We start from the raw sequence: 26,373 nt of genomic DNA, 5'->3' as shown, positions 1-26,373 counted from the left end.
GAAGCCTTATTCGATGGCCGCAGGGATGGGATCCTTGCTGCGATCCGCCTTCTCCGGACCTGCGATCCAGATCAACCCACCGATCGCGCCCGCGACAAACGCTGTCACGCCGGTCAACAGGGACACCATCGTTCCGTCCGATTGCACCAAGCCGGCATATCCGAAAGCAACCATCATGGTTGCCTCGCGCAGGCCCCAGCCGGCAATGGAGATCGGAAGCATGGTAATCAACACTATCGGAGGAACCAGCAGGAAGACCTGCTCGAAATCGGCACTGGCAAGGATGGCGCGCGCCGCGCACCAGGCCACGACCGTCGTCGCCACGTGGACGGCAAGCGAGAGCACGACGATTTTCGGGCCGGTGCTGCGGCTGAACAGAACCTGATTGGCGATGACCGCGCATGCATGCACGTGCTTTGTCGGCCACCATGTCTTCAACCATCGCCACTGCAGGCGGCCTAGAATGAGAAACCCGAGACCGGCCGTGATGGCAAGGGCATCAACCACGACGAGCGCTAAGCGGCCCTGATGGTTTGCGATCAGTTGGTAGCTCCAAGGCAGGCTCAGCACGACTACCAAGGCAAGGGCGATCAGGCCTACCGCGCGGTCCACCAGGATGGAATAGGTAGCAAAGCGCCAGCCGGCGCCGGTGCGGTGAACCAGCCACAGGCGCACCGCGTCGCCACCGATCGTCGACGGCAGCGTCTGATTGAAGAATGTACCAATCATGTTGTAGCGGAATGCCTGGACGAGGCCAAGCGGCGCGTTGCAAAAGCGGGAGATTTCCTGCCATCGCAGCGAGCCCAGCAAAATCTGGAAGATGAGCACAGCAACGGCAAGCGCCATCCAGGCGAAGAACCAGCCGGCGCCGCTTTGCAGGAAGCGCACGCGGACCTCGCCGAAATCGATGCTGCGGAGCGCGAAATAGAGCAGCAGCCCCGAAATCAGGATTCGTGCAGAAAAGGACAGAAAACCGCGCATTCTGGGCCAGGCTGGGGCTTTTGGGAGAGGCAGGGCGACGCTCAAAGTTAGACGTGTATTAGGGCCTGGGACGCGGACTAGCAATACCGTCTCCTTTGCTATTGCGATCGTTGCGCCCCAGAGGCTAAGAAGCCTCGACCGTTCAGGAGGAAGATTTCGGTGAAGCATGGGCGCAAGATCGCCGTCGTCGGGCTGGGTTATGTCGGATTACCGGTTGCGGTATCATTTGCGCGATCCGGCACCCCGGTGGTCGGCTTTGACATCGACAAGGAGCGCGTTGTCGAATTGAAGCAGGGCAATGACAGGACGCGCGAAGTGGAAGCTGATGAACTGAGTCACAGCTCACTCCTGTTCACGAGCGATCCCGCAGCACTCAAGCAATCTGACTTCTACGTCGTGACCGTACCGACGCCGATCGATGAAGCCCGCCGACCGGATCTGCGCGCGATGATTTCGGCATCGCGTTCGGTGGGTAGCGTACTGAAGAAGGGTGACATCGTCGTGTACGAATCCACCGTATACCCGGGCGCCGTGGAGGAGGACTGCGTTCCCGTCCTCGAACAGGTTTCGAGCCTGAAGGCGGGTACAGATTTTGCGGTCGGCTATTCCCCGGAGCGGATCAATCCTGGCGACAAGCAGCACCGTTTCGAGACGATCATCAAGGTCGTGTCCGCGCAGGACGCCGAAACGCTGGACATCGTCGCGGCTGTCTACGGGTCGGTCGTGACCGCCGGCGTTCACCGGGCGCCGTCCATCAAAGTGGCTGAAGCCGCCAAGGTGATCGAGAATACCCAACGCGATCTGAACATCGCCTTCATGAACGAACTGTCGTTGATCTTCCAGGCGCTCAACATCGACACGGCGGACGTGCTCGCAGCGGCGCGCACCAAGTGGAACTTCATGCCGTTCCAGCCCGGGCTCGTCGGCGGCCACTGCATCGGCGTCGATCCGTACTACCTGACGTTCCGCGCCGAGAAGGCCGGTTATCATCCCGAGGTCATCCTGGCCGGCCGGCGGATCAACGACGGCATGGGGCAGCGCGTGGCGCGCGAATGTGTCCGCCGCCTGTTGCTGCGGAAAACCCATGGCGGCGTGGTCACGGTGCTCGGCCTGACGTTCAAGGAGAACGTGCCCGATACACGCAATTCGAAGGTAATCGATATCGTCCGCGAGCTTCAGTCGTTCGGCCTGACTGTCCAGCTCCACGATCCGATGGCTGACGCCGCCGATGCAAAGCAGGAATATGACGTCGCACTGACCGAGTTCGATGCCCTGCAACCCGCCGATGCTATCGTGCTCGCCGTTGCACATGACCTCTATATCGACGGGGGCTGGTCGCTGATCCAGCGGCTGCTCCGCGGCGGCGGCGGCATTGTGCTGGACGTGAAGACCAGGCTCGATCGCGCGTCGAAGCCCGCCGATATCGAGCTGTGGCGACTGTGAGATCGGGGAACTGATGCCGACAGATGCGGTACTGGTGACTGGCGCGGCCGGCTTCATCGGATTTCACGTGGCCGAGCGACTGCTGTCCGAGGGACGCAATGTCGTCGGTTTAGACAGCATCAACGACTATTACGATCCGAAGCTGAAAGAGGCGCGGCTCGATCTTCTCAAGCAACATGCCAATTTCACGTTCGTGAAGCTTGATCTCACTGATCGGGGCGGCGTCAAGGCGCTGTTCGAACAGCACCGCTTTGCGTACGTGGTGCACCTCGCCGCCCAGGCCGGCGTGCGCTACTCGATCGATCACCCGCACGCCTATGTCGACTCCAATATCGAGGGGTTCATCAACGTGCTTGAGGGCTGCCGGCATCATGGCGGCCGGCACCTGGTGTTTGCGTCCTCATCGTCGGTCTACGGCGCGAACAGCAAGCTGCCGTTTTCCGTGCACGACAATGTCGATCATCCAATCAGCCTCTATGCGGCCTCAAAGAAGGCCAACGAGCTGATGGCGCATACCTACAGCCATCTCTACCGATTGCCGACCACGGGCCTGCGCTTTTTCACGGTCTATGGCCCATGGGGCAGGCCCGACATGGCGATATTCCTTTTCGCAAAGGCGATCATTGAAGGGCAGCCGATCAAGCTTTTTAACCATGGCCAGATGCGGCGGGACTTCACCTATGTTGATGACGTCGCGCATGCCGTTGTTCGCGTTCTTGGCCGCCCGCCCAAAGGCAACTCGGCTTGGAACTCCGAATCACCCGATCCAAGTTCGAGCGCGGCGCCGTGGAAAATTTACAATATCGGTAACAATCGGCCCGAAGATCTGATGCACGTCGTATCGGTGCTCGAGAAGGCACTGGGAAAATCGGCAAAGCGAGAGCTGCTGCCGATGCAGCCGGGCGATGTTCCTGCAACCTATGCCGATATCGAGGACCTCGCTAGCGACATCGGCTTCAGGCCATCCACGACGATCGAGGAGGGCGTCGGCCGCTTCGTCAAATGGTATCGTGACTATCACGGGATCTGAGCCCGGCAGGCGCCCATGACCCGATGAATCATTCCTCTGATTATGTGCGGCGGTGCCGGAACGCGGTTGTGGCCGGCCTCGCGCGAGGTTCGGCCGAAGCAATTTCTGCCCCTTTTCGGTAAGCGCTCGACTTTCCGGGCACGCGCGTTTCGGACGCGCGCTATCTACGCGCCCGATCATCATCAGCAATGCGCCTATCGCTTCCTGTGCCAAAACAAGTCGCCGAGATCGGCGCAGAGGCCGACGTGCCGCTGGGGTCGGCGCGGCGAAATTCCGGTTCCGCCATTGTGGTGCGCGACTGCGCGCGCGTCACCGTGAACGGCGGTCTGGCCAGGTCGGAGACCTGCTCGCCGGCAGTCTGCTGTGGTGGTCTGCCGCTAACCGTTCGTCTTCCGCTTGAGCCGAGAAGTGGAGGTCGCCTCAGAACTCGCGGACGCGGTCGATCACCTCGTCCATCTGCGCGCGGGTGATCTCGGCAAACATCGGCAGTGACAGGATCTGCCCTTGGTCGTTCGACGCATGCGGAAACTGTTCCGCGCGATAATTGAAGCGGCTATAGGCTTCGAGCAGCGGCAAGGCGGTCGGGTAATGGATCGCGGTCTGTATGCCATGCGCGTTCAGATGCGCGGCGAGCGCGTCGCGCCGCGGATGCTTGACCGTGTAGAGATGATAGACGTGGCTGCGGTCGGGCGCGGTCTGCGGCACCGTCACGTCCTCGATCTGGTTGAGGTCCTCCTCGTAGACCTTCGCGGCATCCTGCCGCGCCTTGGTCCAGGCCGGAAGATGCGGCAGCTTGGCCGAAAGGATCGCCGCCTGCATGCCGTCGAGGCGGCTGTTGATACCCTCGATCGGATGCTGATGTTTTACGAGCCCGCCGTGTCGCGCCAGCTTGGTCATGTGCTCGGCCAGTCGCGCATCGTTGGTCACGACGGCGCCGGCATCGCCCATCGCGCCGAGATTCTTGCCGGGATAGAACGAGTAGGTCGCGATCGCACCAAAAGTGCCGACCTGCTGGCCTTTGTAACGCGCCAGATGCGCCTGCGCGCAATCCTCGATAATCCAGAGCTTGTGCTTGCGCGCGATAGCCATGATCGCGTCCATGTCGGCGGGCTGGCCGTAGAGATGCACCGGGATGATGCCGACCGTGCGCGGCGTGATCGCGGCCTCGATTGCTGCTGGATCGATCGTGAAGGTCACCCCGTCAGTGTCGCAGAACACGACGGTGGCACCTGCCTGGGTGATCATCGCCGAGGTCGATATCCACGAATGCGCCGTGGTGATGACCTCGTCGCCCGGCCGCACGTCGAGCGCCTTCATGGCGAGATAGAGCGCATCAGTTCCATTGGCGCAGGACACGCAGTGCTTGACGTTGACGGCGTCTGCAAAGGCCCTCTCGAAGGCGTCGACATAGGCGCCGCGAATGAACGAACTATCGCGGATCACGCCGGCGATGGCAGCATCGATCTCGCCCTTGATCGTCTGATACTGCATGTTGAGGTCAGCAAATGGTACCGGCATCGTCGTTCCTATCGCTTCGGCTTCAGAAGAGGGCAGGGTTTCCCGCATAAACTCCGCTAGCTTCCGTGATGTCGTTTGTCACCCTTCACACGTGCGCCGCAGGCCACGTCGCGGATTCCGACCTTGAGCCGTTCCCGTTCGCTCACGCGACGACACCGAGACGGCTGCGGCGCGGCGTGAAGCGCAGAGGTACTTCCTGCCCCGTTTCAATGGATTCGTAGAGCGCGGAAATCAGTTCCAGGCTCTTGCGGCCCTCAAGTCCATCAACCAGCGCCGCGCGCTGGTTGGTCAGGCAATCAATGACGTGCTGATAATATGCCTGGTGGCCGAAGCCGTAGACATTCGGCGGGTTGACCGAAAACTTCTCGATCACGTCCTTGTCGGAGGCAAGCTCTTCGACAAAGCGCCAATGCCGGATCTGGTTGACCGCGAAGCCTGCGATCTCGACCGTTCCTTTTTCGCCGAGGATCGAAAGCGAACCCTCGAGATCGGTCGGGCGTATCGCAGTTGTGGCTTCGATGATACCGAGTGCGCCGTTCTTGAACTTTAGCGTGGCGACGGCAGTGTCCTCCGTCTCGATCTTGACGAGCGCTGTCGTCGAACGTGCGTGCACACTCACCACGTCGCCGAAAAACCATTCCAGCATGTCGATGTGATGGCTCGCCTGGTTTGTCAGCACGCCGCCGTCATAGGCCCAGGTGCCGCGCCATCCGTCCTGATCGTAATAGTGCTGGTCGCGGCACCAGCGAACGCGCACGGTGCCGAGTACGAGCTTGCCGAACCGGCCGGCCTCCAGCGCCTCGCGCGCCTTGACCACGGGAACGTTGAAGCGGTTCTGCTTGACGATGAACAGCTTGACGCCAGCCTCGTCGCAGGCGCGGATCATGTCGTCGGCGTCCTGCAGCCGCAACGCCATCGGCTTCTCAACCACGACATGCTTGCCGGCTTTCGCACAGGCGATGACGTGCTGCGGATGCATACCGCTCGGGGTCAGCACTGCGACCGCATCGATGTCCTTCCGCACCAGGAACTCGTCGATATCAGTGTGCGCCGGCACGCCGAACTTACCGGCGATAGCCTCGGCGCGCGCGGGAACGGAATCGCAGACGGCTACGAGTGAGGCGCCGTGGATCTGGCCGCCACCCAGGAGATCGGAGTGACGCTTGGCAATGCGCCCGCAGCCCAGTAAGCCGAACCTGATCATCAACGCTTCCTTTGGCCGCCGTCGTTCGGCGGGTAGAAATGGCGGGAACCGCTGGCGGTATAGACCAATGTTGCCCTCAAGCAAACCCCGCAAATACTCCTTGATCAACCGCTTTTTGACGAGGCGCTAGGAGCTCTATTCTCATTCTTGCGACCTGCGCGCGACGGCTATTTCTGCTACCAGTTCGTTTTGGAGTCGGTCACTCCGTGATGCCGGCGGAAATCGTTGCTAGCCGGCCGCAAGGCCGCCGGAGTCGGTCATATGGGGGGCGGCACCTTGATTGAAGCGGATCGATGCTTTCGCGTCAGCCTCGATCGCTTGAACGAAATAGACATTGAAATCCTTGGGAAGGCCGTTAGCATTCGACTGGGCGGCCTTTTTCGTCCCGTAGCACACTGCCCCTAGAAACGACTGCCAAATGGGTACTCCGCTTCACATGGCACGGTGATAGGCCTTGGGAGTGCTAATGACGTCCCCCTGGCGGATGCTCGCGAAAAAGCGGCTGGTGCACGGCGGTCCTGGCAAAAGGTCTAAACCCCATTGATGAGCGCAAGAGGGATGACGGTATCCCGACCTTTGGCGAAATGGCCGTCGAGGTTTGCGACAACGTTTCCGCAGGCTTCCGGAACAAGAAGCACAAGGCGCAATGGCGTATGACGCTAACCAGCTATGCCTCGATTTTGGCCTCTTGAGCAACCTTGGGCCGCCTCCAGGCAGATTTGGCTTACCAAACTTGCCTAATGCACGTGCCCGAGTCTTCGTTGCCGGACAGCCCGGTATGCTCTAACACACCGGGTAGGTACCACGCCGATCGATTTTTGCGAGTTGATATATGCCCGCCGTCGCTACCCCACCATCGAACTCGTCCACATCGCCGCACAAAGAAGCCATCCGCAAACTGCACGACGAGCTTGCGCCGGAACGCAATCGCTGGCTTCGCAAGGCGGCATTCTTCCACAGCGAGGACCTTCTCTATCTCAAGTTTCTCATTCCAGCTGGCAGCCGGATTCTCGAACTTGGCTGCGGTACCGGACATCTCTTAGCTGCCCTGAAGCCTTCCCACGGCGTCGGTGTCGACATAAGTTCCGGAATGATTGAGCAGGCTCGCCAAGCCTACCCCGATTTGACGTTCCTTCAGGGCGACATCGAAGACCGTACATTCATCAACTCGCTGTCGGGGCCATTCGACGTCATTTTGATAATGGATACGCTTGGCGTGCTTGGCGACTGCCAGCAAACATTCGCCAACCTTCATCAGCTATGCGGCCGCGAGACACGATTGATCGTGGTGTATTTCTCGCATCTCTGGAAGCCAATCCTCAAGCTTGCGGAACTCGTTCGGTTACGTAAACCTCAACCGCCACAGAATGTGTTTTCGCCGCAGGCCGTCCATGATCTCGTGGCGTTGGCTGACTTTGAAGCAGTCAAAGCCGAGTTAAGGATGTTGTCACCGCTATGGCTGCTGGGTATCGGACGTTTTCTGAACAGATTTGTCGCGCCGGTTCCTGGACTTCGCTCTTTGTGCTTGCGGCATTACACGGTCTGCCGCTCACTTGTTAACAAGGATGACGGAATCCGTTCGGCGACGGTCGTCGTCCCGGCGCGCAATGAGCGCGGCAATATCGAGCAAGCGGTGCTCCGCATTCCGCAATTTTGCGACGATATCGAAATCATTTTCGTTGAGGGGCACTCTCGGGACGGCACGTGGGAAGAGATTCAGCGCGTCATGTCCGCCTATCCCCAACACAACATCAAGGCAATGCGCCAGCCCGGGAAAGGCAAGGCCGACGCTGTTTTCGCGGCCTTCGATGTCGCACAGGGCGATGTGTTGATGATCCTCGACGCCGATCTCACCATGCCCCCGGAACAACTCCCCAAATTCTGGGAAGCAATCCGATCGGGAAAGGGCGAGTACATTAACGGCTCACGCCTCATCTATCAGATGGAGGACGAGGCGATGCAGTTCCTCAACCTTATCGCCAACAAGCTTTTCTCTATTATCTTTACGTGGCTGCTATCCCAACGATTCACTGATACTTTGTGCGGCACCAAGGTGCTGCGCCGCAGTGACTACGAGAAGCTCAAGGCGGGTCGCGCCTACTTTGGTGATTTCGACCCATTTGGAGACTTCGATATTATTTTCGGCGCATCGAAACTTGGCTTAAAGGTGGTAGAGATCCCAATTCGCTACGCCAACCGGACCTATGGCGAAACTCAGATTTCGCGGTTCCGGCATGGTGTTTTGCTGCTCCGGATGGTGGCTTTCGCGTTCTTTCGAATCAAAGCATTGTAGTCCCAAATGTCTGACGCTTTAGACAGCTATCGTTCGGCCTGGAACACAAAGCCGGTTCTCCGCTTGGTGTATGATGATTTCTACAACCGGATCGCGGGCATTTGCCGACCGGGAACTACGATTGAGATCGGCAGTGGAATCGGCAATCTGAAGGAAAAAATTGGAAATGTAATTTCCACCGACATTCAGTTTGCGCCTTGGCTTGATTGCGTCATGGATGCTCAAACCCTGCCGTTCGCGGCAAAGACTGCCGACAATATCGTCATGGTGGATGTTCTGCATCATGTTGAGTATCCCACCGCTTTCTTTGCCGAGGCGGACCGCGTATTGCGCCCGGGCGGACGGATCATCATGGTCGAACCCGCAATCACATGGGGGAGTAGTGCCTTTTACCGGCTCTTGCATCACGAACCGGTAGTGATGTCTGCCGATCCGCTCATTGTCGGCGCGCCGGATCCCAAACGGGATCCCTATGCGGCCAACCAGGCCATCCCGACACTTCTTGCGACGCGGGACCGCGAGCGCTTCCATCGCCAATTTCCGAGGCTGCGGATCGACCGCGTTGACTGGTTTTCCCTGCTCGCATACCCGCTGACCGGCGGCTTCAAGCCTTGGAGCCTTGTATCCGAAGCGGCCGCTAGACGGCTGCTCCGAGCCGAACGGACCATTGAGCCGCTGATCGGACGGGCGTTGGCTTTCCGAATGATGCTGGTGGTTGAAAAAAGTGCCACCACCGATGACTAGAGGTCGGAGCCACACTTGCTGCAATCAGATTTTTCTAGGCCTTGGCAATGACATTGATGCTGGCTCCATCGCGTGTGGAGTTCGTAATCTCGTCGATACCCAACTCGCGCCAGGCAGTATCCCGCTCATCATAAAAACGATATCCAAGCGGGATGAAATAGCTAAACAGTTCGCGCAATGATTTTCCGTGCTCTTCCAGGACGTATGGCGCAATTTCCATCACGAACACCGGCCGATCACGGCTCAGCATTTTCTCGGCTCCAGCAAGCACTTCGCATTCATATCCATCTACGTCGAGCTTGACGAGCGAAATCCGCACGTCGCCATTCTCAGCAAGCAATCCATCCAGACTGCGCGTCGGCAAGCCGTCGGTTGGCATCGGTTGGCCAAGGTGCTTTTGATGGAAATCCTTACCGCCCGTTAGCGGCCAGCTCGAATAGATTTTTGCCGGCGCTGAATCGGCATTGGCCGATCCGACAAAGCACTGGACCGCGGTCACCCGCTCGGGCAGACCCGGATTGAGCGAGAGATTGCGCTGTAGCTTATGAAACGCGAAAGTTGTCGGTTCGAACGCAAAAACCCGACCTTCGGGTCCGATCAAGCGCGCCATATGTAAAGTATGCGCGCCCACATTCGCGCCAATATCAAGTACGGTTGTCCCAGGCCTGACCAGTCGCGTGAGCGCTTTCGAAGTGGACGGCTCGTACCTTCCAAGGTAGATCGCGAAGTCGATGCCTTCGGCCAGATCCAGCTCGAAACAATTGCCGTTCCGAGTGACGATGCAGCGGTCAGATTGTCCAACGACAGCACGCGCCCCGCGCACGAAGCGGTAAGCAATTTTTGCAAGCGCGATTTTTTGCTTGGTTTTCATGAGTTACGACGCCCGGTCGAAAGAAACATTGTACCTTGCGCTTCTAGAGCCGGCTTGGATTCGCGAGGCGGCCATAAGTGCTCGGTTGGTGCGAAAGCTCGATCGTGAATATTCCATACACTGCCCCCTCATTTGCATAGCGGTTCAAAAGCAGATGCGATGTCTTTGGCGAGATAGCCATTGGCTTGAATGCAAATTTCTTGCTTCGGTGTTGTCCGATCCACCATTCCTGCAACAACGTTCTGCCTGGTCGTTCCCACCGCGACGACCACCGCCATCGCGATCACCGCTGTCTGCGCGGCACGCGAAACGGCGACGCTTCGAAGTTGCGCCAGCGCCACTCCGAACGCCAGCAGAATCCACGGATCAACAAAAATCGAATAGACAGATGCAAAGGCGCCGTAACGAATATTGTCAATCCCGACCAGCAAAGATGTGAATGAAAGCAACAGGAGAAGTTGCCACGTCACCTGCCAGCGACGGTAGATGGCAAGGATGAGCGCACTGCCCGCGGTTATCCAGAACAGCAATCGATACGGTGATCCGAGCGGATTGCCGCCGAACCACTCCACCACGATATGCTTGCCGATCGCCGACACTATTGCCGTCGCGGCAGAGCCGAGCTGGTTCGGATCAGGTGTTCGGACATCCTTCTGGACCAAAAAAGCCGCCATGTGCTCGATGGGATTGGCATCGATTGGGAATAGCGCGGGATGTGGCCGGATAAACAGCAGCGACAATCCCACTCCGAATCCAAAGCAAATGAAGGTAGCCCCGATATTGGTTTGGCGAGAATCGACAGAAAACCACCGGCCATAGACGATCATACAGAGCATGCAGTAGGCGATGATTGCTGGGATGTATGCATAACTAAGCGGCCCCAATTTTCCTACCGCCAACAGGAACGCTATCCAGGCCGGCGCCACGAGCACAAGAAGGGCCGCTTGTAAGCGATAAAGTTTGGCCGTGCTCCATTCGCGGGCTACTCCCACGCCGGGCAGGTATGACCTGCCGAACAGGACCGCGAGCGCCGGAATCGCAAATAGCGTGAAAATGGCATGCACTTTGGTATTATAGGAGAGACTAGCCAACAGCCCCGCCAGTCCGAGCAACAGGTGCGTGTTCCAGCCTGACGACCGGCCAGCGAGGTGGAGGGCAACAAACGTCAGCCATAGGAAAAACGTCGCCAACAATTCCGTGCGAAGAAGGGTGGTTTGAGCAGACAGGCCTTGGCCAAAAGCAAACATAAGCCCAACAAGCAATGCCGCAAACCAGTCATGGGTAACGCGCCAAACTGTCAGGAAGAACGCCGTCGAGAAAGCCAGACCCGTAACAAGACTGAGCAAGCGTCCAACGTTCACCAAATCTGCGAAGGCAGCGAGTTGATCCGGCGATGTACGCAAGGCGGATAGATTATAGATCGGTACCGCGTTTACGAGGTAAGCGACTCGATAGACGACCGACAACAACGAGTAATAGATATAGCCATGGTGCGCTGTGTCGCCCTGTGCGAGACCATCAGCTAACAACAGCGCCTGATAGCTGAATACGATGTCGGCATCCGGGTGAGAGAACGGGGCTCCGCCCCAGCGTTGATAATATGGGACAACCAGGGTGGCGATCGTGACTGCAAGCACTCCGGCCGCAGCTTTCGCCATCTTGGCCGCGGTCGGAGCGAGCATTAACGTGGCCTCCAGCTCATCTAAAAGGGGTGCGTCGGCTGAATAACAATGATTGGCATTCAACACCACCCCTGACGCATCTCGGGTAAAAAAACCTGCGGTTCGAACGGATTCGTTGATTGGGCGTCATTCTTCGGTGGCAAGTCTATCCGGGACAAATTCGCCCGCAAGGTAGCGCTCGCCGCAGCCTTTGGTGGCAGTCGCCAGACTTGACTATTCGGATCACAACTGTCTCTGCTAATTCATTGATAGGCTAGGACAGGTATTCAAATGGGAATGCTCCGTGATGTGGCCCGCCGACTGCCGGAGCCCGTCAAGCAGCTCATCCGCTCTGCATTGCCGGTTCCGCCCGCAACACCCGCGGAGCCCGTCAAGCAGCTCATCCGCTCTGCGTTGTCGGTTCCGCCCGCGGAGCCGGCTCAGCCGGCGAAGGAGGACAAGACCCGTACTTACGTTGCTGCCGGGGCAGCCCCAACCCACAGTATCCACGACCTTGGGCCTCTCTCCGCCTTGTGGTTGCGAGAGACCATCGCGGCCTATAACAACGGCTCTGAGGCCCAGCAGAACGCCACCAGCGTGGCCGTCTTCAATGAGGTCTCAAAGTACCCCGGCGGCGCCGGCGATATCCTGACGCCCTACGTTAAAGCCAGGTACGGCAAGCACCCGTTGTACAGGCAAATAGCCGCCGCCCATATGCTTGGAACCGGCGACTATCGCGCGGCATTCGATGCGCTGCAGGCCTTGGCCATCGAACGCCAGACACCATTTGATACAGCGATGGCGGCGTGGCCGTTGATGAGACCGGCGGGCCGTGAGCGAGAAGCGCTCGACTACCTTGACCGGCAATGCGAGATTTTCCCCGATGATCTCGTCTTGCGCGTCCATCTGGCGACCGCGCTTTATTGCACCCGGGAGACCGCACGCGCGACGGATGAAATCACCCGCATCAAGGACGGGCTGGATGCGATCCTGTCCGACGGCTACGGGCAGCACCTGGTCGAACTGCGCGCCGAACTCGACAAGGCGCTGCGCGACAAGACCATCTATCGCCGCTTCAACTTCGATGAAACTTCGTACCGCGAGGATCTGATCGACAACCACTGGGAGCCCTACTTCCATTGGATGACGACCCAGAGCGAACACGTCATGTTCGGCTGGCTCAACCGGTTCTTCGCGAACAAGCTTGCCGACCTCGGTAGCGGGATCGATGAGGTTTACAATTTTGGCGTGATGTGTGCCCAGCCGGATTCCGAGGCCGCCACGAAATTGCCGGGCACCAAATTCATCGGCGTAGACCGGCAGCGAACCACGGCCGCGCTCAACAAACTTGCTTATCCACTCCCAAACATGACGTTCTTCGGCGACGAGATCGAGATCGTCTTGGCGAGGCTGGCAATCGGCCCGACGCGCTCGTTGTTTCACGCGCGCACCACAACCCTTTGCTACCCGGAGAAGGTGCGCCAGCTCTATCGGACGTGCGCTGCAAAGGGCTTCAGGCGAATCGGGCTGTTCGAAAACATCGCGCTCAGTCACGACAGCTATCGCTTCTATGACATGGGCGGCGACATCGAGAACGCCTCGACGATCTACAAGAGCGACCAGTTCATCCACGACTATCGGGTGCTGTTGGAAGAGGCTGGCTACCGGATCACGAAGGAAGAGCGGATGTTCTCACCGCTCATCACGCCATTCAGTGAGATAGATTTGGGCTCCGTTCATGTGTATCTGGAAGCAGAGTTGAACTCGTGAGCGTATCGTTTGCGTTCAATTACGGCGCTAATCCCCTCTTTCTGGGAGGCGGCAGCCCATGCTGCCTTGGCGGTGAGGCACTTGGCCAAGGCGGCAAAGGCGCAGACGGCGTTCTGATCATCCAGTACGCGCGTTGATCTTGCAGCGCTTGAACCGTTACTGCGGGGTTGGTGCACGCTGTTAATCGTCGATAGGACTGGTAGGCAATTTCGAAAGTCAGGACCTACTTCGTCACGAGCGCGTACAGATCGAGCCCGACCCAAGGACCTAGCATTTCCACCCTCAGGCGGCGAGGAATGCGGTCGAAATACCGATGTTCACCCATGTTTGTTCGAAAGATGTCGCATCGGGAAAATTCGGCAAGCATCTTGGTCAGGACTGCCTTTGAGACCATGACGGTCTCCGGTGCGGACTGGCCGGCGATGTTCGTGTCGTACTCTGAGGCTCCCCGCCTGCTCAGATGCAGCGGCGCATTGCCAGCAAGTGCGTACCGGAACGTGGTGATCGGGAACTTGATCCAACGAATATAGTTCGTCGCGTCATAGACCATGATCGTCGCGCGACCGCCGGGCTTGAGAACGCGCCGGACTTCATTGATGCCACGCTGCAGATTACCCGTGTGATGAAGGCAACCGATCGTCACAACATGATCGAAGGTGTCGTCCGGGAAGGGAATGTCAAGCGCTGAGCCTTCGATAGCCCGCCCTGGCAAGTGCGCAATATCGAGCCGATGATTGACCCAATGAACGGGCCCGCTCGCTATGTCGAGCCCGGAATAGTCGGTACCGGATGCAGCGAGCCGCTGCGAGACGGACCCGTAACCGAGTCCGATTTCAAGCACCTTCTTGCCAGCGAGCTCGCTGAAAGGAATGAAGCGGTCGAGGTAATGGTAAAAGCCGAAAAACCAGTCATCGTATTTCTGGAGAGTCTCTGAGTCATGGCCGCGGAGCCCGAGACGGGTTGCGGCAATCGTCCCGCATAACTCGTCCCAGAATTTCCGGTTGCTGACATCGATGGTTGCCTGGTTGCCCGTCATGAGATCCAAACTACGGCCGCTGCCAAAAGATGGTCAAGATAGAAAGATTCGCAAATCCGGGCGCTGGCCTGTTTCCGAGCCTCGCAGCAAAGTAGGGCGCCAATCTTAGGCGCGCGCTTTGTTGGTACTGACCAGGACCAGCACCATAGGACACGGACCGCGCTACTTGACCGCGGTCATGTAGATGTCGAGGCCGCCGATGCGCGGCCAGCAGGTGAGCAGGAGGTCATTGCGCGTGCGACGCCGGAACGGCCAGTCCGTCGTTATGTTCTGGCGGATCGCCTTGAAGCTTCCGAAGCGGCGGCACATGTGCCGCAGCGAGGTAACCGAGACGACATCGAGATGCGGGGCGACCTCGCCGGCCAAATTGGCGTCATAGATGCCGCGGTCCTTCGGTCGCGTGTCGAACGCGCCGCGGTGCCCGAATCGTTCACTCAACCACAGCCCAGCCGTCGCGCGCGGAGCGTCGTGCCAACGTCGGAACGAATAGGCGTTGTACACCATGACGATCAGCCGTCCGCCGGGGCGCAGCATCCGGTAACACTCGTCGATTCCTTTCGCCAGATCTCCGGTGTGATGGAGGCATCCAATCGTCACTATCATATCAAAACGATCGTCTGGAAATGGAGCGGAGAGAACAGATCCCTGTTGCGCCGTCTGGTCTCGCCCAATCTGCCGCAGCCGATCGTTTGCCATCGCGACCGGGCCGAGCGCGATGTCGAGGCCGGTGTAAGTCCCGCTCCGTTCCGCGAGGCGCTGTGCCACCGTCCCGTAGCCGAGGCCAATCTCAAGTACGTCCTTGCCGCCCACTTCATGGAACGGGATCAGCAGGGGCAGATACGGATAGTGGCCGAAGAACCAGTCGTCGAACCGCTTGAGTGAGGCTTGCGAGCTATCCGTGACGCCGAGATGCTTCGCCATCTCCGACCCGCACAGCTCGTCCCAAAAGCGGGCGTTTTTCTCGTCCAAGGCGGCTACCGACATACTTCTAAGATGCCATATTGGTTGCAGTCGCGTCAATTGACGGTGTGCGTTAAATGCGTTCACTCGCGCTCACCTTCGATTACCGGAACTTGCGATTCCGATCCGGCGGGTCCGGGTCGAGGGTCTGGACCTTGCGCGGCAAGACGAGGAATTCCACACCGCTCCGGCTGGCGCGAGTCCAGTGCACCGGTTTTCCACCTCGCTGGCGAGGACGGCTATACGAGGTGGAATTCAGACGGGACGAACTTGAATTCGTCGACGTGCACGCCTGCCAGACCTGCGGCCAGCACGTCGAACGCCTCGTGAACCGCCGGGCCCGCATGAGGGTTGACGAGAAGATCAAATTGCTCGATCAGCGCTGCATTTCCATCCATCGCTGCGGGCATGGCAAGATTGGAGAAGTGGAAGCTGTCAGACGCGACCGCGGCGACCGGGGCCGAGTAGTTTACCTGAGAAGTCGTCACGTTTCCGGCCGCGTTCTTGTAGGTCACGGTTGTGGTCCACGAGAAGTGATCATGCGGGTCGTAGTTATAAATGATCTGGCTGCCGTCGCGCTGGACGTAAGTCACGCTGGTTCGGCTGCCGGTGTCGTCGAAATTCCAAACGATGCTGCTGTAGCTCTGTTGTCCCAGAACGTCGTACTCGTACAGCACCGATGAGTTGTCGGCATAATTGTATATCACCGAGGTGCGGCGATTCTGCGCATCCAGTTCCCAGATATCGACCAACGTCGATGTTTGGCTTCCAACCGAATAGTCATAGAGCTTGTGGGTTCCATCGTCGAAATCATAGGTGATGGAGATCGGCCGATAGGGATTGTTGTAATAGTGAACCTGGATGTCGGCATAGCGCTCTTGATTAGCTACGTCAAAGTCGATCGCTCGATGCGTGCCGTCGTCATTATTATAAGTTACCGACGTGGTGCGACCTTGCGTATCGACGATCGTCACGAGATCAGTCCAGGCGTAGCGATTGAGTGGATCGTATTGATGTAAATTCTTCGCTCCGCTGTCGTAGACGGTGTCGATTTCGTAGATTCTGTTCTGATCGTCCAGAATGGTTGTGATTGATGACCAGGGATTGTTGCCGGAGTCGGTCTGGACGACGGCATGGGTTGTCGGCGGGATGAGCTGGGCGCCGGTATACGTGCCGTCGGAAAACTGAAAATACTCGATGCTGATGGCCGTGTCCGTACCATCGGGCGATCCGGCCCGCGCGTCGGTCAGCGTGATGGTGCCATTCTGATTGAACGTGACCAGATATTGGAAGCTTGTTCCGGACAAGATGAGCGTATCGGTCCCAGCGCCGCCATCGATGACGTTGTTGGCGCCGTTCTCATAGATGGTGTCGCTACCGCCGCCGCCGATGGCGTTTTCGATGACGGTGCCAAGTGCGATCGAAACATTCTTCGTCAGCGCGCCGACGTTGGAGAAGGTCCCGGGACGAAGGTCGATGAGCTGGTTGGAGGAATAGCCGGACAAGTCCAGCGTGTCACCGCCGCCGCCATCCCAGATCGAGAACACAACCTGCTGGGTCGAAGAGGTGAGCTGGAAGGCCGCATCGGCATTACTATGGAACCCGTAGGTCGTGCTGCCGGTGGCAAAACTGGTGTTGGCGCCGTAAAGCCTCTGGATGGCAGCGATGTCGTCGAGCAGCGGAGTCGAGGCATAGACCGTTTGACCGTTGTAGACGTGGTTCGCTCCCGTGTAGGAGGCATTGAAATAGCTCATCACGCTGTACTGCCGGGTATCCTCCACATATTGCGCGCTGTTGCCATAGGTGATGGTCTGGCCGGGCCCGGCGTTGTAATCTCCGGGGTGCTCGAGCCCCAGCGCATGGCCAACCTCATGGATTATCGTAATGAGATCGTATGAGCCGGGGCGCAGGTTGCTTGTGCTTTGATAGGCCGTGTTAAGCCAGACATCGCCTTGGAAGCTGGTGGCGCTCTGATTGTTCGACGATGGGTAATAGGCGAACGCCTGCGCACCGTCGGTCGTCGAACGATAGTTGCCGAACAGGATCGTCGCGCTGTTGGTGTAACCCCCGGCGTTGACCTCCGTGAACGAGATATTCGCGACGTTCGACCACATTCGCATGGTGGATTCGACGGCGGCCATTTCCTGGGCGGTGAAAAGGCTGAAGGTGCCTGCTTCGTTACTGGACGAGTTATAGGTTGGGGCGCTGGCGCGGAAGCCGAAGGTGACTGGTCCGACGGCGGTCCCCAACGATCCGCTGCCCCAGTGGAGATTGTCACGGGTGATCCGCGCCCCAGCCTGTGTCGGATCGAGATTTGCAGTCGGAGCAAAGCTACTGACGCCGCCGTCAGTTGCGGCGGCCACATGGAGGGGGTTGCCGCATTGTTCGCACATCTAGGTTGCTATCGTAGCCCAACGAGGCCGAAAACCGCAGTGCCACATTACCACACCGAACTTTTTGTTTGCGTCGATATTCGCTCGCTTGGCTCGGACCGGAAGTGGGCAAGGTCACTGGAGCAAGTGTGCGAACAGTTATTTTCTCAGGGCGCGGTATCGAAACCATTAACGCGAGCTGGTCGATTCAATCGAATATTCGAGGTGGAACGGCGGGGCGGCGTGACTTCACCTACGTCAATGACGTCGCGCGAACCATCGTTCGCCTTCCTGAGTGGTTCCGCCCCCTGGGGGCCCGGTCTGGAACTCCGAAGCGCCCGATTCTAGCTTGAGCGCGACGCCGTGGGAAATCTATAATATCGGCAACAATCGGCCGAAGGCCTCTTGCACGTGGTAACGAGCGGCGCTGGGAAATCGGCAAAGCTGGAACTGCTGCCGATGCATCCGGCCAAAGATCCGGCTCGCGACGTTGGGTTCAGGCCATTCACGACGATCGAGGAGGGCGTCGCCCGCTTCGATATCGTGCCAGAATCTGAGCCCGGTAGGCGCCCATGACCCGACGGATCACCCTCTGATCATGTGCGGCGGTGCCGGAATACGGTTGTGGCCGGCCTCGCGCGAGGTTCGGCCGAAGCAGTTTCGGCCGCTGCACGGCAAGCGCTCGACCTGGTCAGGGCACTCTGACGCGCGTTTCGGATGCCGCGCCGTTTGCGCGCCCGATCTATGCGCCTACATCTTCCGTTTACGACGTCAACACCAAATTGCCATTTTCGGTCGATGACAAAACGGATCATCCGGTGAGTCTCCATGCAGCGACGAAAAAGGCCAATGAATTGATGCCGAATTCCTGGAGCCATCTGTGGTGGGTCCGGTGAAGGGAATTACGGTTTTTTTACCGTGTATGGGGCCGGGGAGCCGGCTGGATATGGCGATTCTTCCTGTTTACAAAGGCGATTATGGCAGGCACGCCGATCAAACTCTTTAACCATGGCAAGATGCAGCGCGACTTGACCTATGTCGACGATCTGACGCATGGCATATTGCGGCAATGCCGAGGTCGGCGGCGCGCCTGTGCGAATCTACAATATCGGCAACAACCGGCCGGAAGGCCACTTGCTCGTCGTGGCGGTTCTGGAGAAGGCGATGCGCCGCGCGGCGACAAAAGAGATGTTACCGACGCAGCCCGGAGATGTGCTGGCGACCTATGCCGATATCGACGATCTCATGCGCGACGTCGATTTTCGGCCGCAGACATCGATCGAAGACGGCATAGCCAAATTTGTCGCCTGGTATCGCGATCACTACGAAGCTTGAGGCACCGATGAACCGACGAATCATTCCCCTGATCATGTGCGGCGGCGCTGGAACCCGGCTGTGGCCGGCCTCGCGCGAGGTCCATCCGAAGCAGTTCCTGCCCTTGTTCGGGGCGCGTTCGACGTTTCAGGATACGCTGATCCGGGTATCGGACGCGGCGCTGTTCGAGCGTCCCGTTATCATCACCAACAATGCCTATCGCTTCATGGTGCTCGAGCAATTGGCGGAGATCGGCCTGGAGGCCGATGTGCTGCTGGAGCCGATGCGGCGCGATTCCGGGCCCGCGATCGCGGCCGGCGCCGCCTTTGCGCAAACGCGCGACAAGGATGCGATCATTCTGGCGCTGGCGGCCGATCACGTGGTGCGCGACACCGCAGCCTTCGTCGCCGCCTGCCGCGAGGGGCTTAACGCTGCGCAAGCCGGCCACATCGTGACCTTTGGCGTGCAGCCCGAGCGTCCGGCCACCGAATATGGCTACATCAGCCCGGGCGATGTCATCTCGGGGCAAGTTCGGGCGGTCGCAAAATTCGTCGAGAAGCCTGACGCGGAAACCGCGGCGGGCTATGTCAAATCGGGCTATCTCTGGAACAGCGGCAACTTCATGTTCCGCGCCGCGGTGCTGCTCGATGAATACCGCAAGGTCGATACCGCCAGCGTTCAGGCCGTCGCCGATTCCGTCGCCAACGCCGGCAGCGACCTCGGCTTCATCAAGCTCGACACCGATACGTTCGCTTCCGCCAAGTCGATCTCGATCGACTATGCAGTGATGGAGAAGACCTCGCGTACCGCCGTGGTGCCGGTCGCCTGCGGCTGGTCCGATGTCGGCTCCTGGCATGCGGTGTGGGAATTGTCCGACAAGGACGGGCAGGGCAACGCCGCACGCGGCGCCGCCGTGTTCGAGGATTCACGCAATTGCAACGTGACGACCGATCGCGCGCTGGTCGCGCTCGAAGGCGTCGATGACCTCGTGGTGGTCGCAACGCAGGACGCGGTGTTGGTGTCCAGGCAAAAGGACGCCAACGGATTGAAGCGTCTGGTCGCGACATTGAAGAATGTGGCGCCGCAGGTGACCGAAGATCATATCAAGGTGCACCGGCCCTGGGGCTCCTATCAGTCGGTCGACAATGGCGAGCGTCACCAGGTCAAGCGCATCATCGTCAAGCCGGGCGGCCGGCTCTCGCTGCAGAAGCACCATCACCGTTCCGAGCACTGGATCGTGGTGCGGGGCGCCGCGCGCGTCACAGTCAACGAACTGGTGAAGACCGTGCACGAGAACGAATCGATCTACATCCCGATCGGTGCGGTGCACCGGCTGGAGAATCCCGGCAAGATCCAGTTGGAGCTGATCGAGGTGCAGACCGGCAGCTATTTCGGCGAGGACGACATCATCCGCATCGAGGATGATTATCAGCGCACGTAGTCTAGGCGGGAGGACGAGCAAGGCGTCAGGTCGGCGTAGATCTGCGTAGTCATGCCGACAGCTCGCGAGATCGCATGCCCCTTGCGCGCGGAGACCGCCGCATTGGTCATCGACGCCGACATCACAGCCCAGGCCAGTCTGCCATCAGGAACACGGCCACCACTAGGCGGTGGTGCGGATCCAAGGCAAAACAACCCGTGCCACTACCCGTGCGCGACCATTACATGGCGCACGGCCGTGTAGTCTTCCAATGCGTAGAGCGACATGTCTTTGCCGTAACCCGACTGTTTGACCCCGCCATGCGGCATCTCGTTGGTCAGCATGAAATGTGTGTTGATCCAGGTGCAGCCATATTGCAGCCGAGCCGCCGTCGCCATTGCGCGTCCCACGTCCTTCGTCCATACCGACGAGGCTAGGCCATAGTCGCTGTCATTGGCCCAAGCGACCGCATCATCGACTTCTGTGAACCGGGTGACCGACACCACCGGCCCGAAAACTTCACGCCGCACGATCTCGTCGTTTTGCACTGCGCCCGCGACGACGGTCGGCTGGTAGTAGAAGCCCTGGCCCCCACCGACCTTGCCGCCGGTCGTGATGGCGACATGTTTGAGTTCCGACGCACGCTCGACAAAGCTTGCGACACGATAGAGCTGACGCTGCGAGATCAAGGGGCCAATCTCGTTTTCGGTGTCGTCCGCGCGATCGTACTTGATCGTTGAAACGGCAGACGAGAGATCCGCAACCAGCTTGTCGTAAATCCCCTTGCCGGCATAGATGCGGCAGGCGGCCGTGCAATCCTGGCCGGCATTGTAGTAGCCGAAGGCGCGCAATCCGGTCACCACCGCCGCGAGATCGGCATCGTCGAAAACGATGACGGGGGCTTTGCCGCCAAGCTCCAGATGTGTGCGCTTCACCGACTTTGCCGCCGCCTGCAACACCTTCTTGCCGGTTGCGACGTCGCCCGTGATCGAGATCATGTTGACCTTGGGGTGGTTGATCAGCGCGTTGCCAACCGTCTCGCCGCGCCCCAGCACGACGTTGACCACACCCTCGGGCAAGATGTCTGCCAGGACTTTGGCCAGTTTGAGCGCCGTCAGCGGCGTCTGCTCGGATGGTTTGAACACTACCGTGTTGCCACCGGCGATGGCTGGCGCGAGCTTCCAAGCCATCATCATCAGCGGATAGTTCCACGGCGCGATGGATGCGACGATGCCGATCGGGTCGCGGCGGATCATCGACGTGAAGCCTGGGAGATATTCTCCGGCGATTGCCCCGGGCATGGTACGGACTGCGCCGGCGAAGAACCGGTAGCAGTCGACGATCGCGGGCAGTTCGTCGTTGAGCACGGCGTTGATGGGCTTGCCGCAGTTGAGCGCCTCGAGCTTTGCAAACTCGTTAGCCTCCGCCTCGATACGGTCGGCGATGCGCAAGAGATAGGCCGAGCGCTGTGCAGGTGTCGTGCGCGACCAGGTCGCAAACGCTTTCTCGGCGGAAAGGATTGCGGCCTCGATCTGCTGCAGCGAGGCCTCGGGCATCTGCAGCACAGTCTCTCCAGTGCGCGGATTGAAGATCGGTTCCTCGGTCTCGGTTCCCTTTTCGAGCTTCGAGCCGATTAGCATCGCCATATCCATAGCCCAGTCTCCTTCCTGCATATTCTATTTGCCTGCGCCCGAGACTTGATCGCCCTCGCGCGTCAGGTAGTAGGCGGCGACGATCGGGATCAGCGTCACGAGCACCACAACCATCGCCACCACGTTCGTGACCGGCCGCTGACGCGGCCGCACGAGTTCTTCCAGCATCCAAATCGGCAATGTCTGTTGCTGCCCAGCCGTGAAGGTGGTGACAATCACCTCGTCGAACGACAGCGCGAAGGCCAGCATCCCGCCCGCGAGCAGCGCCGTACCGATATTCGGCAGAACGACATGGCGGAACGTCTGAAAGCCGTCGGCGCCGAGATCGTACGATGCCTCGATCAGCGAGCCGGACGTGCGGCGGAAGCGCGCGACCGCGTTGTTGTAGACGACGACCACGCAGAACGTGGCGTGGCCGAGCACGATGGTCCACGTTGAGAACGGAATATCCATCAGCGAGAAGGCCGACCGCAACGAGATGCCGGTGATGATGCCGGGCAACGCGATCGGCAGGATGATGAGGAGTGATATGACCTCGCGGCCGAAAAAGCGCGAGCCGCTCACCGCAGCAGCGCACAATGTTCCGAGCACGATCGCGATCAGGGTTGCGATCGCCGCGACTTTCACGGACGCCGTCAGCGCCTCCCAAACGTCGGGCCGATTCCAGGTTACCCCGAGCCACTGTGTCGTAAAGCCGGGCGGCGGCCATTGGTAGGTTTTGTCTTCAGTGGTGAATGCGTACACAAAGATCAGGAGAATCGGCGCGTGCAAGAACAGAAGGCCGCAGGCGGTCGCCACCTTCAGCCCGAACGGCGCGGATGCTTTGCGATCAGATCGCATCGAACGCCCCCATGCGCTTGGCCATCCACAGATAGAGGCCCATGACCACGATCGGCACGACAGTGAATGCGGCGGCGAGCGGGATGTTTCCGGCTGTTCCCTGATGGGCGTAGACGGCCTGTCCGATGAACAGGTGCGAGGTGCCTATGATTTTCGGAATGATGTAGTCGCCAAGCGTCAGAGAGAACGTAAAGATCGATCCTGCGGCGACGCCCGGCAACGCCAGCGGGAAGATCACGTTCCAGAAACTACGCCCTGGCGAGGCTCCCAGATCGGCCGACGCCTCAATGAGGCTCACGGGAATGCGCTCAAGTGACGCCTGGATTGGCAAGATCATGAAAGGCAGCCAGACATAGACGAAAACGATGAACGTGCCCGTGGACGACACCGACAACGAGTTGCCGCCGACGATCGGCAGCGCCAGCCAGGCCTCGAGCAGGCCCGTCAGGTGCAGCTTTGCAAGAGCCCAGTTGAGAATGCCTTCCTTGGCGAGGATGAGTTTCCAGGCATAGATCTTGACCAGATAGCTCGACCACAGCGGCAGCATGATTCCGAGATAGAACAATGCCTTCCACTTGCCGCGGGCGTACCGGGCCGCATAGTAGGCGATTGGAAACGCGACGACGGCGGACGCGATCGTCACCAGCGTGGCCATCACAACGGTACGAATCATGATGTCCAGGTTGGAGGGCTGCAGCAGTTCGCCGTAGGTTTTCAGCGTGAACTCACGCTTGATCATCCCCGAATATTCATCGATCGCGAAGAAGCTCTGCAGCAGAAGCGCAAACAGCGAGCCGAGGTAGACAATGCCGAGCCACAGAACCGGCGGCAGAAGCATGAGAAACAGCAGCAGCTTCGGCTTGCGCCAGAACAGATCGGACAGGGCGCCCAGCACGCCGTTGCGCGCGGTGAGAACCGCCGGCGGGCTCCGATCGCTCAGCGCAACCGAATCGCTCATGCGTCGGCCTCCATCACATGCAGTGCGTTGGCGCCAAAGGAAAGGACGACGTCCGCTCCCTGCTCTGGCACGGTCACGCCGGCCGGTACCGTCGCATGCAGCCGCAATCCTTCCGCGTCCAATCCGAGGCGCGTCGCCGCGCCGATATAGCTCACCGACACCACGCGCGCCGGGATGCCTGTGCCGTTGGTCTGGGTGCTGACGCGGATCGCCTCCGGCCTTAGGCTTCCCCAGCCGTCACGCTGGCAATGCCGTTTGACGAAGTCCGGAGGCACAACATTGGAGGAGCCGACGAAATCGGCCACGAACCGGGAAGCCGGGCGAGTGTAGATGTCCTGCGGCGTGCCCACTTGCATGATGCGGCCATCGTTGAAGACTGCGACGCGATCCGCCATCGACAGAGCTTCGCCCTGGTCATGCGTCACGAAGATGAAAGTGATCCCGAGCGATTTCTGCAGTGCCTTCAGCTCTTCCTGCATGTTCTCGCGCAGTTTCAGGTCGAGCGCGCCAAGCGGTTCGTCCAGCAGCAGCACCTTGGGTCGGTTGATGAGCGCACGCGCGAGCGCAACGCGCTGGCGTTGCCCTCCGGAAAGCTGCCCAGGCTTACGTGCGCCGTAGCCCGGCAGGCGGACGAGCGCCAGCGCGTCCTCCGCAATCCGTATCCGCTCTGTCTTGGAGACACCTTTCACCTTCAGTCCGTAGGCCACATTGTCCAGCACATTCATATGCGGGAACAGTGCGTAGTCCTGGAACACGGTGTTGACGTTGCGCCGATACGGCGGAACGCCCTCGGCGCGTTCGCCGAAGATCGAAATGGCGCCCGCCGTTGGCTGTTCGAAGCCAGCGATGAGGCGAAGACAGGTGGTTTTACCCGACCCGGATGGCCCGAGCATGGCGAAGAACTCACCGGGCTGTACCTCCAGGTCGACCGAGTCGACCGCTTTAACGCTGCCGAAATGGCGCGATACGTTCTCGAATGAAACGGCGGCGATCATGCTTTGCCCGCGTTGCTTGTATGATCCGGCGCTCGGCCTACGGCGCCCGTCGGTGGCCAGCACGCGCTTGAGATCTCGCGGCCAGTCGCGGCAACCCTGAGGGTTCGTCGCGCCTGGCCACCTTTGCCGCGGAATTGCACCGCGGCATCAGGCTTCAACGCCCTCCGATGACGCCGATGTAGTCCGAGACCCAGCGGTAGTAGGGCACGCACTTGTCGCCCTGCGTCGCGCATTTCGTTGTTGGCGTCGTCCAGAAGCGAACCTTCGAGAAGTTGTCGAAGCCATTTGTCGAGCAGCCCTCTTTGGTCTGCATTCCGCGTCCGTCCGTGCACGCCGCCGGAACCGCCGGATTGGCTCCGAACCAGGCCGAGAGGTCGCTCTGCAGGTTGGATGCAAGCGAATGCTCAATCCACATGTATGAGCAGTTCGGATTACGTGAGTCGACGTGCATCATGGTCGTGTCGGCCCACCCGGTGACACCCTCGTCCGGGATCGACGATGCGATCGGTTGATTCTGGCTCTTGAGCAGGTTGACCTGGAATGGCCACGAGCCCGACGCGACAACGCCTTCGTTCTTGAAATCGTCGATTTGGATGAAGGCATCGTGCCAATATCGGCCGACCAGCTTGCGCTGTGCGCGCAAGAGTTCGAGCGAGGCCTTGTACTGCGCTTCGTTCAGCTCATAAGGGCTCTTGATGCCAAGATCGGGCTTGTGCGTCATGAGAGAGCGCCGCGTCTGCAATGTGGATGGGGCCGTCATAGGCCTGAACGCGCCCCTTGTTCGGTTTGCCATCCGGCAACGCCATCTCCTCGAATACCACCTTCCAGCTCTTCGGCGGGTCCTTGAAGACTTTGGTGTTGTACATCAGAACGTTCGGCCCCCACATGTAGGGAACGCCGTAGTGAACGCCGTCGACCGTATGCCAAGGCGCCTTCTGGAGGCGCTCGTCGATTGTTCCCCAGCTCTTGATGAGGCTGATGTTGATCGGTTGCACCCGCTTGCCGGCAACGAGCCGCAATGAGGCGTCGCCAGATGCGGTCACGAGGTCGAAGCCGCCTTCATTCATCAACGCCACCATCTCGTCGGAGGTGTTGGCGGTCTTTACATTGACTTTGCAACCGGAAGCTTGTTCGAATTTTGTAACCCAGTCGAACTTCTTGTCAGTCTCGCCGCGCTCGATATAGCCCGGCCAGGCGACGATGGTGAGTTGCCCTTCGGCCTTCCCGATTTCCTTGATTTGCGCCGCGGACGGATTTGCAAACGCCAGCGCCAACGTAACGCCACTCAGCAATGCGAGTTTCGACTTCATC

The 26,373-nt window shown here is 59.5% G+C and carries 20 protein-coding genes and 2 pseudogenes; 9 read left to right on the top strand and 13 right to left on the bottom strand.

Features of this window, described 5'->3' with window-relative positions; all coding sequences use genetic code 11:
* Positions 1–6: 6 nt before the first annotated feature.
* Positions 7–981: a lysylphosphatidylglycerol synthase transmembrane domain-containing protein gene (locus tag ABIE49_RS08105; RefSeq protein WP_192737795.1), complete on the bottom strand. Its 975-nt coding sequence runs from the start codon at positions 979–981 to the stop codon at positions 7–9.
* Between the two features lie 159 nt (positions 982–1,140).
* Here ABIE49_RS08105 and ABIE49_RS08100 point away from each other — a divergent pair, with 159 nt between their 5' ends.
* Genes ABIE49_RS08100 through ABIE49_RS08090 form a run of 3 tightly spaced genes read left to right on the top strand, consistent with a single transcriptional unit; the run spans position 1,141 to position 3,772 of the window.
* Positions 1,141–2,424: a nucleotide sugar dehydrogenase gene (locus ABIE49_RS08100; protein WP_192737794.1), complete on the top strand. Its 1,284-nt coding sequence runs from the start codon at positions 1,141–1,143 to the stop codon at positions 2,422–2,424.
* 13 nt (positions 2,425–2,437) lie between these two features.
* A complete protein-coding gene (locus tag ABIE49_RS08095) occupies positions 2,438–3,454 on the top strand; it encodes an NAD-dependent epimerase (RefSeq protein WP_192737793.1) in 1,017 nt (338 codons plus the stop codon).
* Positions 3,455–3,496: 42 nt separating this feature from the next.
* On the top strand, positions 3,497–3,772 hold the full coding sequence (locus ABIE49_RS08090) for a sugar phosphate nucleotidyltransferase (protein WP_502915868.1): 276 nt from the start codon (positions 3,497–3,499) through the stop codon (positions 3,770–3,772).
* A 102-nt stretch (positions 3,773–3,874) separates the two neighbouring features.
* Here the strand turns inward: ABIE49_RS08090 and ABIE49_RS08085 are convergent, their stop codons facing one another.
* Positions 3,875–4,972, bottom strand: a complete 1,098-nt coding sequence (locus ABIE49_RS08085; protein ID WP_192737792.1) for a DegT/DnrJ/EryC1/StrS family aminotransferase — start codon at positions 4,970–4,972, stop codon at positions 3,875–3,877.
* Positions 4,973–5,114: 142 nt separating this feature from the next.
* Positions 5,115–6,176 carry a Gfo/Idh/MocA family protein gene (locus ABIE49_RS08080; RefSeq protein WP_192737791.1) on the bottom strand — a complete coding sequence of 354 codons (1,062 nt, stop codon included), beginning with the start codon at positions 6,174–6,176 and terminating at the stop codon, positions 5,115–5,117.
* A gap of 832 nt (positions 6,177–7,008) precedes the next feature.
* On the opposite strand from ABIE49_RS08080, the gene ABIE49_RS08075 reads away from it, so the two are divergent.
* Together ABIE49_RS08075 and ABIE49_RS08070 are read left to right on the top strand one after the other, a co-directional pair.
* Positions 7,009–8,469, top strand: a complete 1,461-nt coding sequence (locus ABIE49_RS08075; RefSeq protein WP_192737790.1) for a glycosyltransferase — start codon at positions 7,009–7,011, stop codon at positions 8,467–8,469.
* Positions 8,470–8,475: 6 nt separating this feature from the next.
* A complete protein-coding gene (locus ABIE49_RS08070) occupies positions 8,476–9,213 on the top strand; it encodes a class I SAM-dependent methyltransferase (protein ID WP_192737789.1) in 738 nt (245 codons plus the stop codon).
* Between the two features lie 34 nt (positions 9,214–9,247).
* On the opposite strand, the gene ABIE49_RS08065 is transcribed toward ABIE49_RS08070, so the two are convergent.
* Both ABIE49_RS08065 and ABIE49_RS08060 read right to left on the bottom strand, forming a co-directional pair.
* Positions 9,248–10,084: an FkbM family methyltransferase gene (locus tag ABIE49_RS08065; RefSeq protein ID WP_192737788.1), complete on the bottom strand. Its 837-nt coding sequence runs from the start codon at positions 10,082–10,084 to the stop codon at positions 9,248–9,250.
* 128 nt (positions 10,085–10,212) lie between these two features.
* The gene (locus ABIE49_RS08060) at positions 10,213–11,829 is read right to left on the bottom strand and encodes a hypothetical protein (protein ID WP_192737787.1); all 1,617 of its coding nucleotides are present in this window, start codon (positions 11,827–11,829) and stop codon (positions 10,213–10,215) included.
* A gap of 207 nt (positions 11,830–12,036) precedes the next feature.
* Between ABIE49_RS08060 and ABIE49_RS08055 the strand changes: the two genes are divergently transcribed.
* On the top strand, positions 12,037–13,515 hold the full coding sequence (locus tag ABIE49_RS08055; RefSeq protein ID WP_192737786.1) for a hypothetical protein: 1,479 nt from the start codon (positions 12,037–12,039) through the stop codon (positions 13,513–13,515).
* Positions 13,516–13,738: 223 nt separating this feature from the next.
* On the opposite strand, the gene ABIE49_RS08050 is transcribed toward ABIE49_RS08055, so the two are convergent.
* From ABIE49_RS08050 to ABIE49_RS08040, 3 genes are all read right to left on the bottom strand, one after another.
* Positions 13,739–14,551, bottom strand: a complete 813-nt coding sequence (locus tag ABIE49_RS08050) for a class I SAM-dependent methyltransferase (RefSeq protein ID WP_192737785.1) — start codon at positions 14,549–14,551, stop codon at positions 13,739–13,741.
* 162 nt (positions 14,552–14,713) lie between these two features.
* Positions 14,714–15,472 carry a class I SAM-dependent methyltransferase gene (locus ABIE49_RS08045; RefSeq protein WP_192737784.1) on the bottom strand — a complete coding sequence of 253 codons (759 nt, stop codon included), beginning with the start codon at positions 15,470–15,472 and terminating at the stop codon, positions 14,714–14,716.
* A gap of 278 nt (positions 15,473–15,750) precedes the next feature.
* Complete coding sequence (locus ABIE49_RS08040; protein WP_192737783.1) at positions 15,751–17,874, bottom strand: M10 family metallopeptidase C-terminal domain-containing protein; 2,124 nt, start codon at positions 17,872–17,874, stop codon at positions 15,751–15,753.
* Positions 17,875–18,481: 607 nt separating this feature from the next.
* On the opposite strand from ABIE49_RS08040, the pseudogene ABIE49_RS08035 reads away from it, so the two are divergent.
* The 3 genes and pseudogenes from ABIE49_RS08035 to ABIE49_RS08025 form a co-directional block, all read left to right on the top strand.
* A pseudogene (locus tag ABIE49_RS08035) lies at positions 18,482–18,626 on the top strand (sugar phosphate nucleotidyltransferase); the annotation flags it as partial.
* Positions 18,627–18,936: 310 nt separating this feature from the next.
* Entirely contained in the window at positions 18,937–19,218 is a 282-nt protein-coding gene (locus ABIE49_RS08030) for a Rossmann-fold NAD(P)-binding domain-containing protein (RefSeq protein WP_192737782.1), read from the top strand.
* Between the two features lie 7 nt (positions 19,219–19,225).
* On the top strand, positions 19,226–20,638 hold the full coding sequence (locus tag ABIE49_RS08025) for a mannose-1-phosphate guanylyltransferase/mannose-6-phosphate isomerase (protein WP_192737781.1): 1,413 nt from the start codon (positions 19,226–19,228) through the stop codon (positions 20,636–20,638).
* A 203-nt stretch (positions 20,639–20,841) separates the two neighbouring features.
* Here ABIE49_RS08025 and ABIE49_RS08020 read toward each other — a convergent pair whose 3' ends face one another.
* From ABIE49_RS08020 to ABIE49_RS08000, 5 genes and pseudogenes are all read right to left on the bottom strand, one after another.
* Positions 20,842–22,269: a gamma-aminobutyraldehyde dehydrogenase gene (locus tag ABIE49_RS08020; RefSeq protein ID WP_192737780.1), complete on the bottom strand. Its 1,428-nt coding sequence runs from the start codon at positions 22,267–22,269 to the stop codon at positions 20,842–20,844.
* Positions 22,270–22,293: 24 nt separating this feature from the next.
* Positions 22,294–23,109: an ABC transporter permease gene (locus ABIE49_RS08015; RefSeq protein ID WP_192737779.1), complete on the bottom strand. Its 816-nt coding sequence runs from the start codon at positions 23,107–23,109 to the stop codon at positions 22,294–22,296.
* A complete protein-coding gene (locus ABIE49_RS08010; protein WP_192737778.1) occupies positions 23,099–24,067 on the bottom strand; it encodes an ABC transporter permease in 969 nt (322 codons plus the stop codon). The genes ABIE49_RS08015 and ABIE49_RS08010 overlap by 11 nt, the downstream gene beginning before the upstream one ends.
* Positions 24,064–25,062 (bottom strand): ABC transporter ATP-binding protein, encoded by a 999-nt coding sequence (locus ABIE49_RS08005; RefSeq protein WP_192737777.1) that lies wholly within the window; start codon positions 25,060–25,062, stop codon positions 24,064–24,066. Before ABIE49_RS08005 ends, ABIE49_RS08010 begins: the two co-directional genes overlap by 4 nt.
* Positions 25,063–25,216: 154 nt before the next feature.
* Positions 25,217–26,372, bottom strand: a pseudogene (locus ABIE49_RS08000) (ABC transporter substrate-binding protein).
* Position 26,373 lies beyond the last annotated feature (1 nt).

Source organism: Bradyrhizobium sp. OAE829 (genome assembly GCF_040546575.1).
Classification (GTDB): Bacteria; Pseudomonadota; Alphaproteobacteria; order Rhizobiales; family Xanthobacteraceae; genus Bradyrhizobium.
This window is presented reverse-complemented; position numbering and strand designations above follow the sequence as displayed.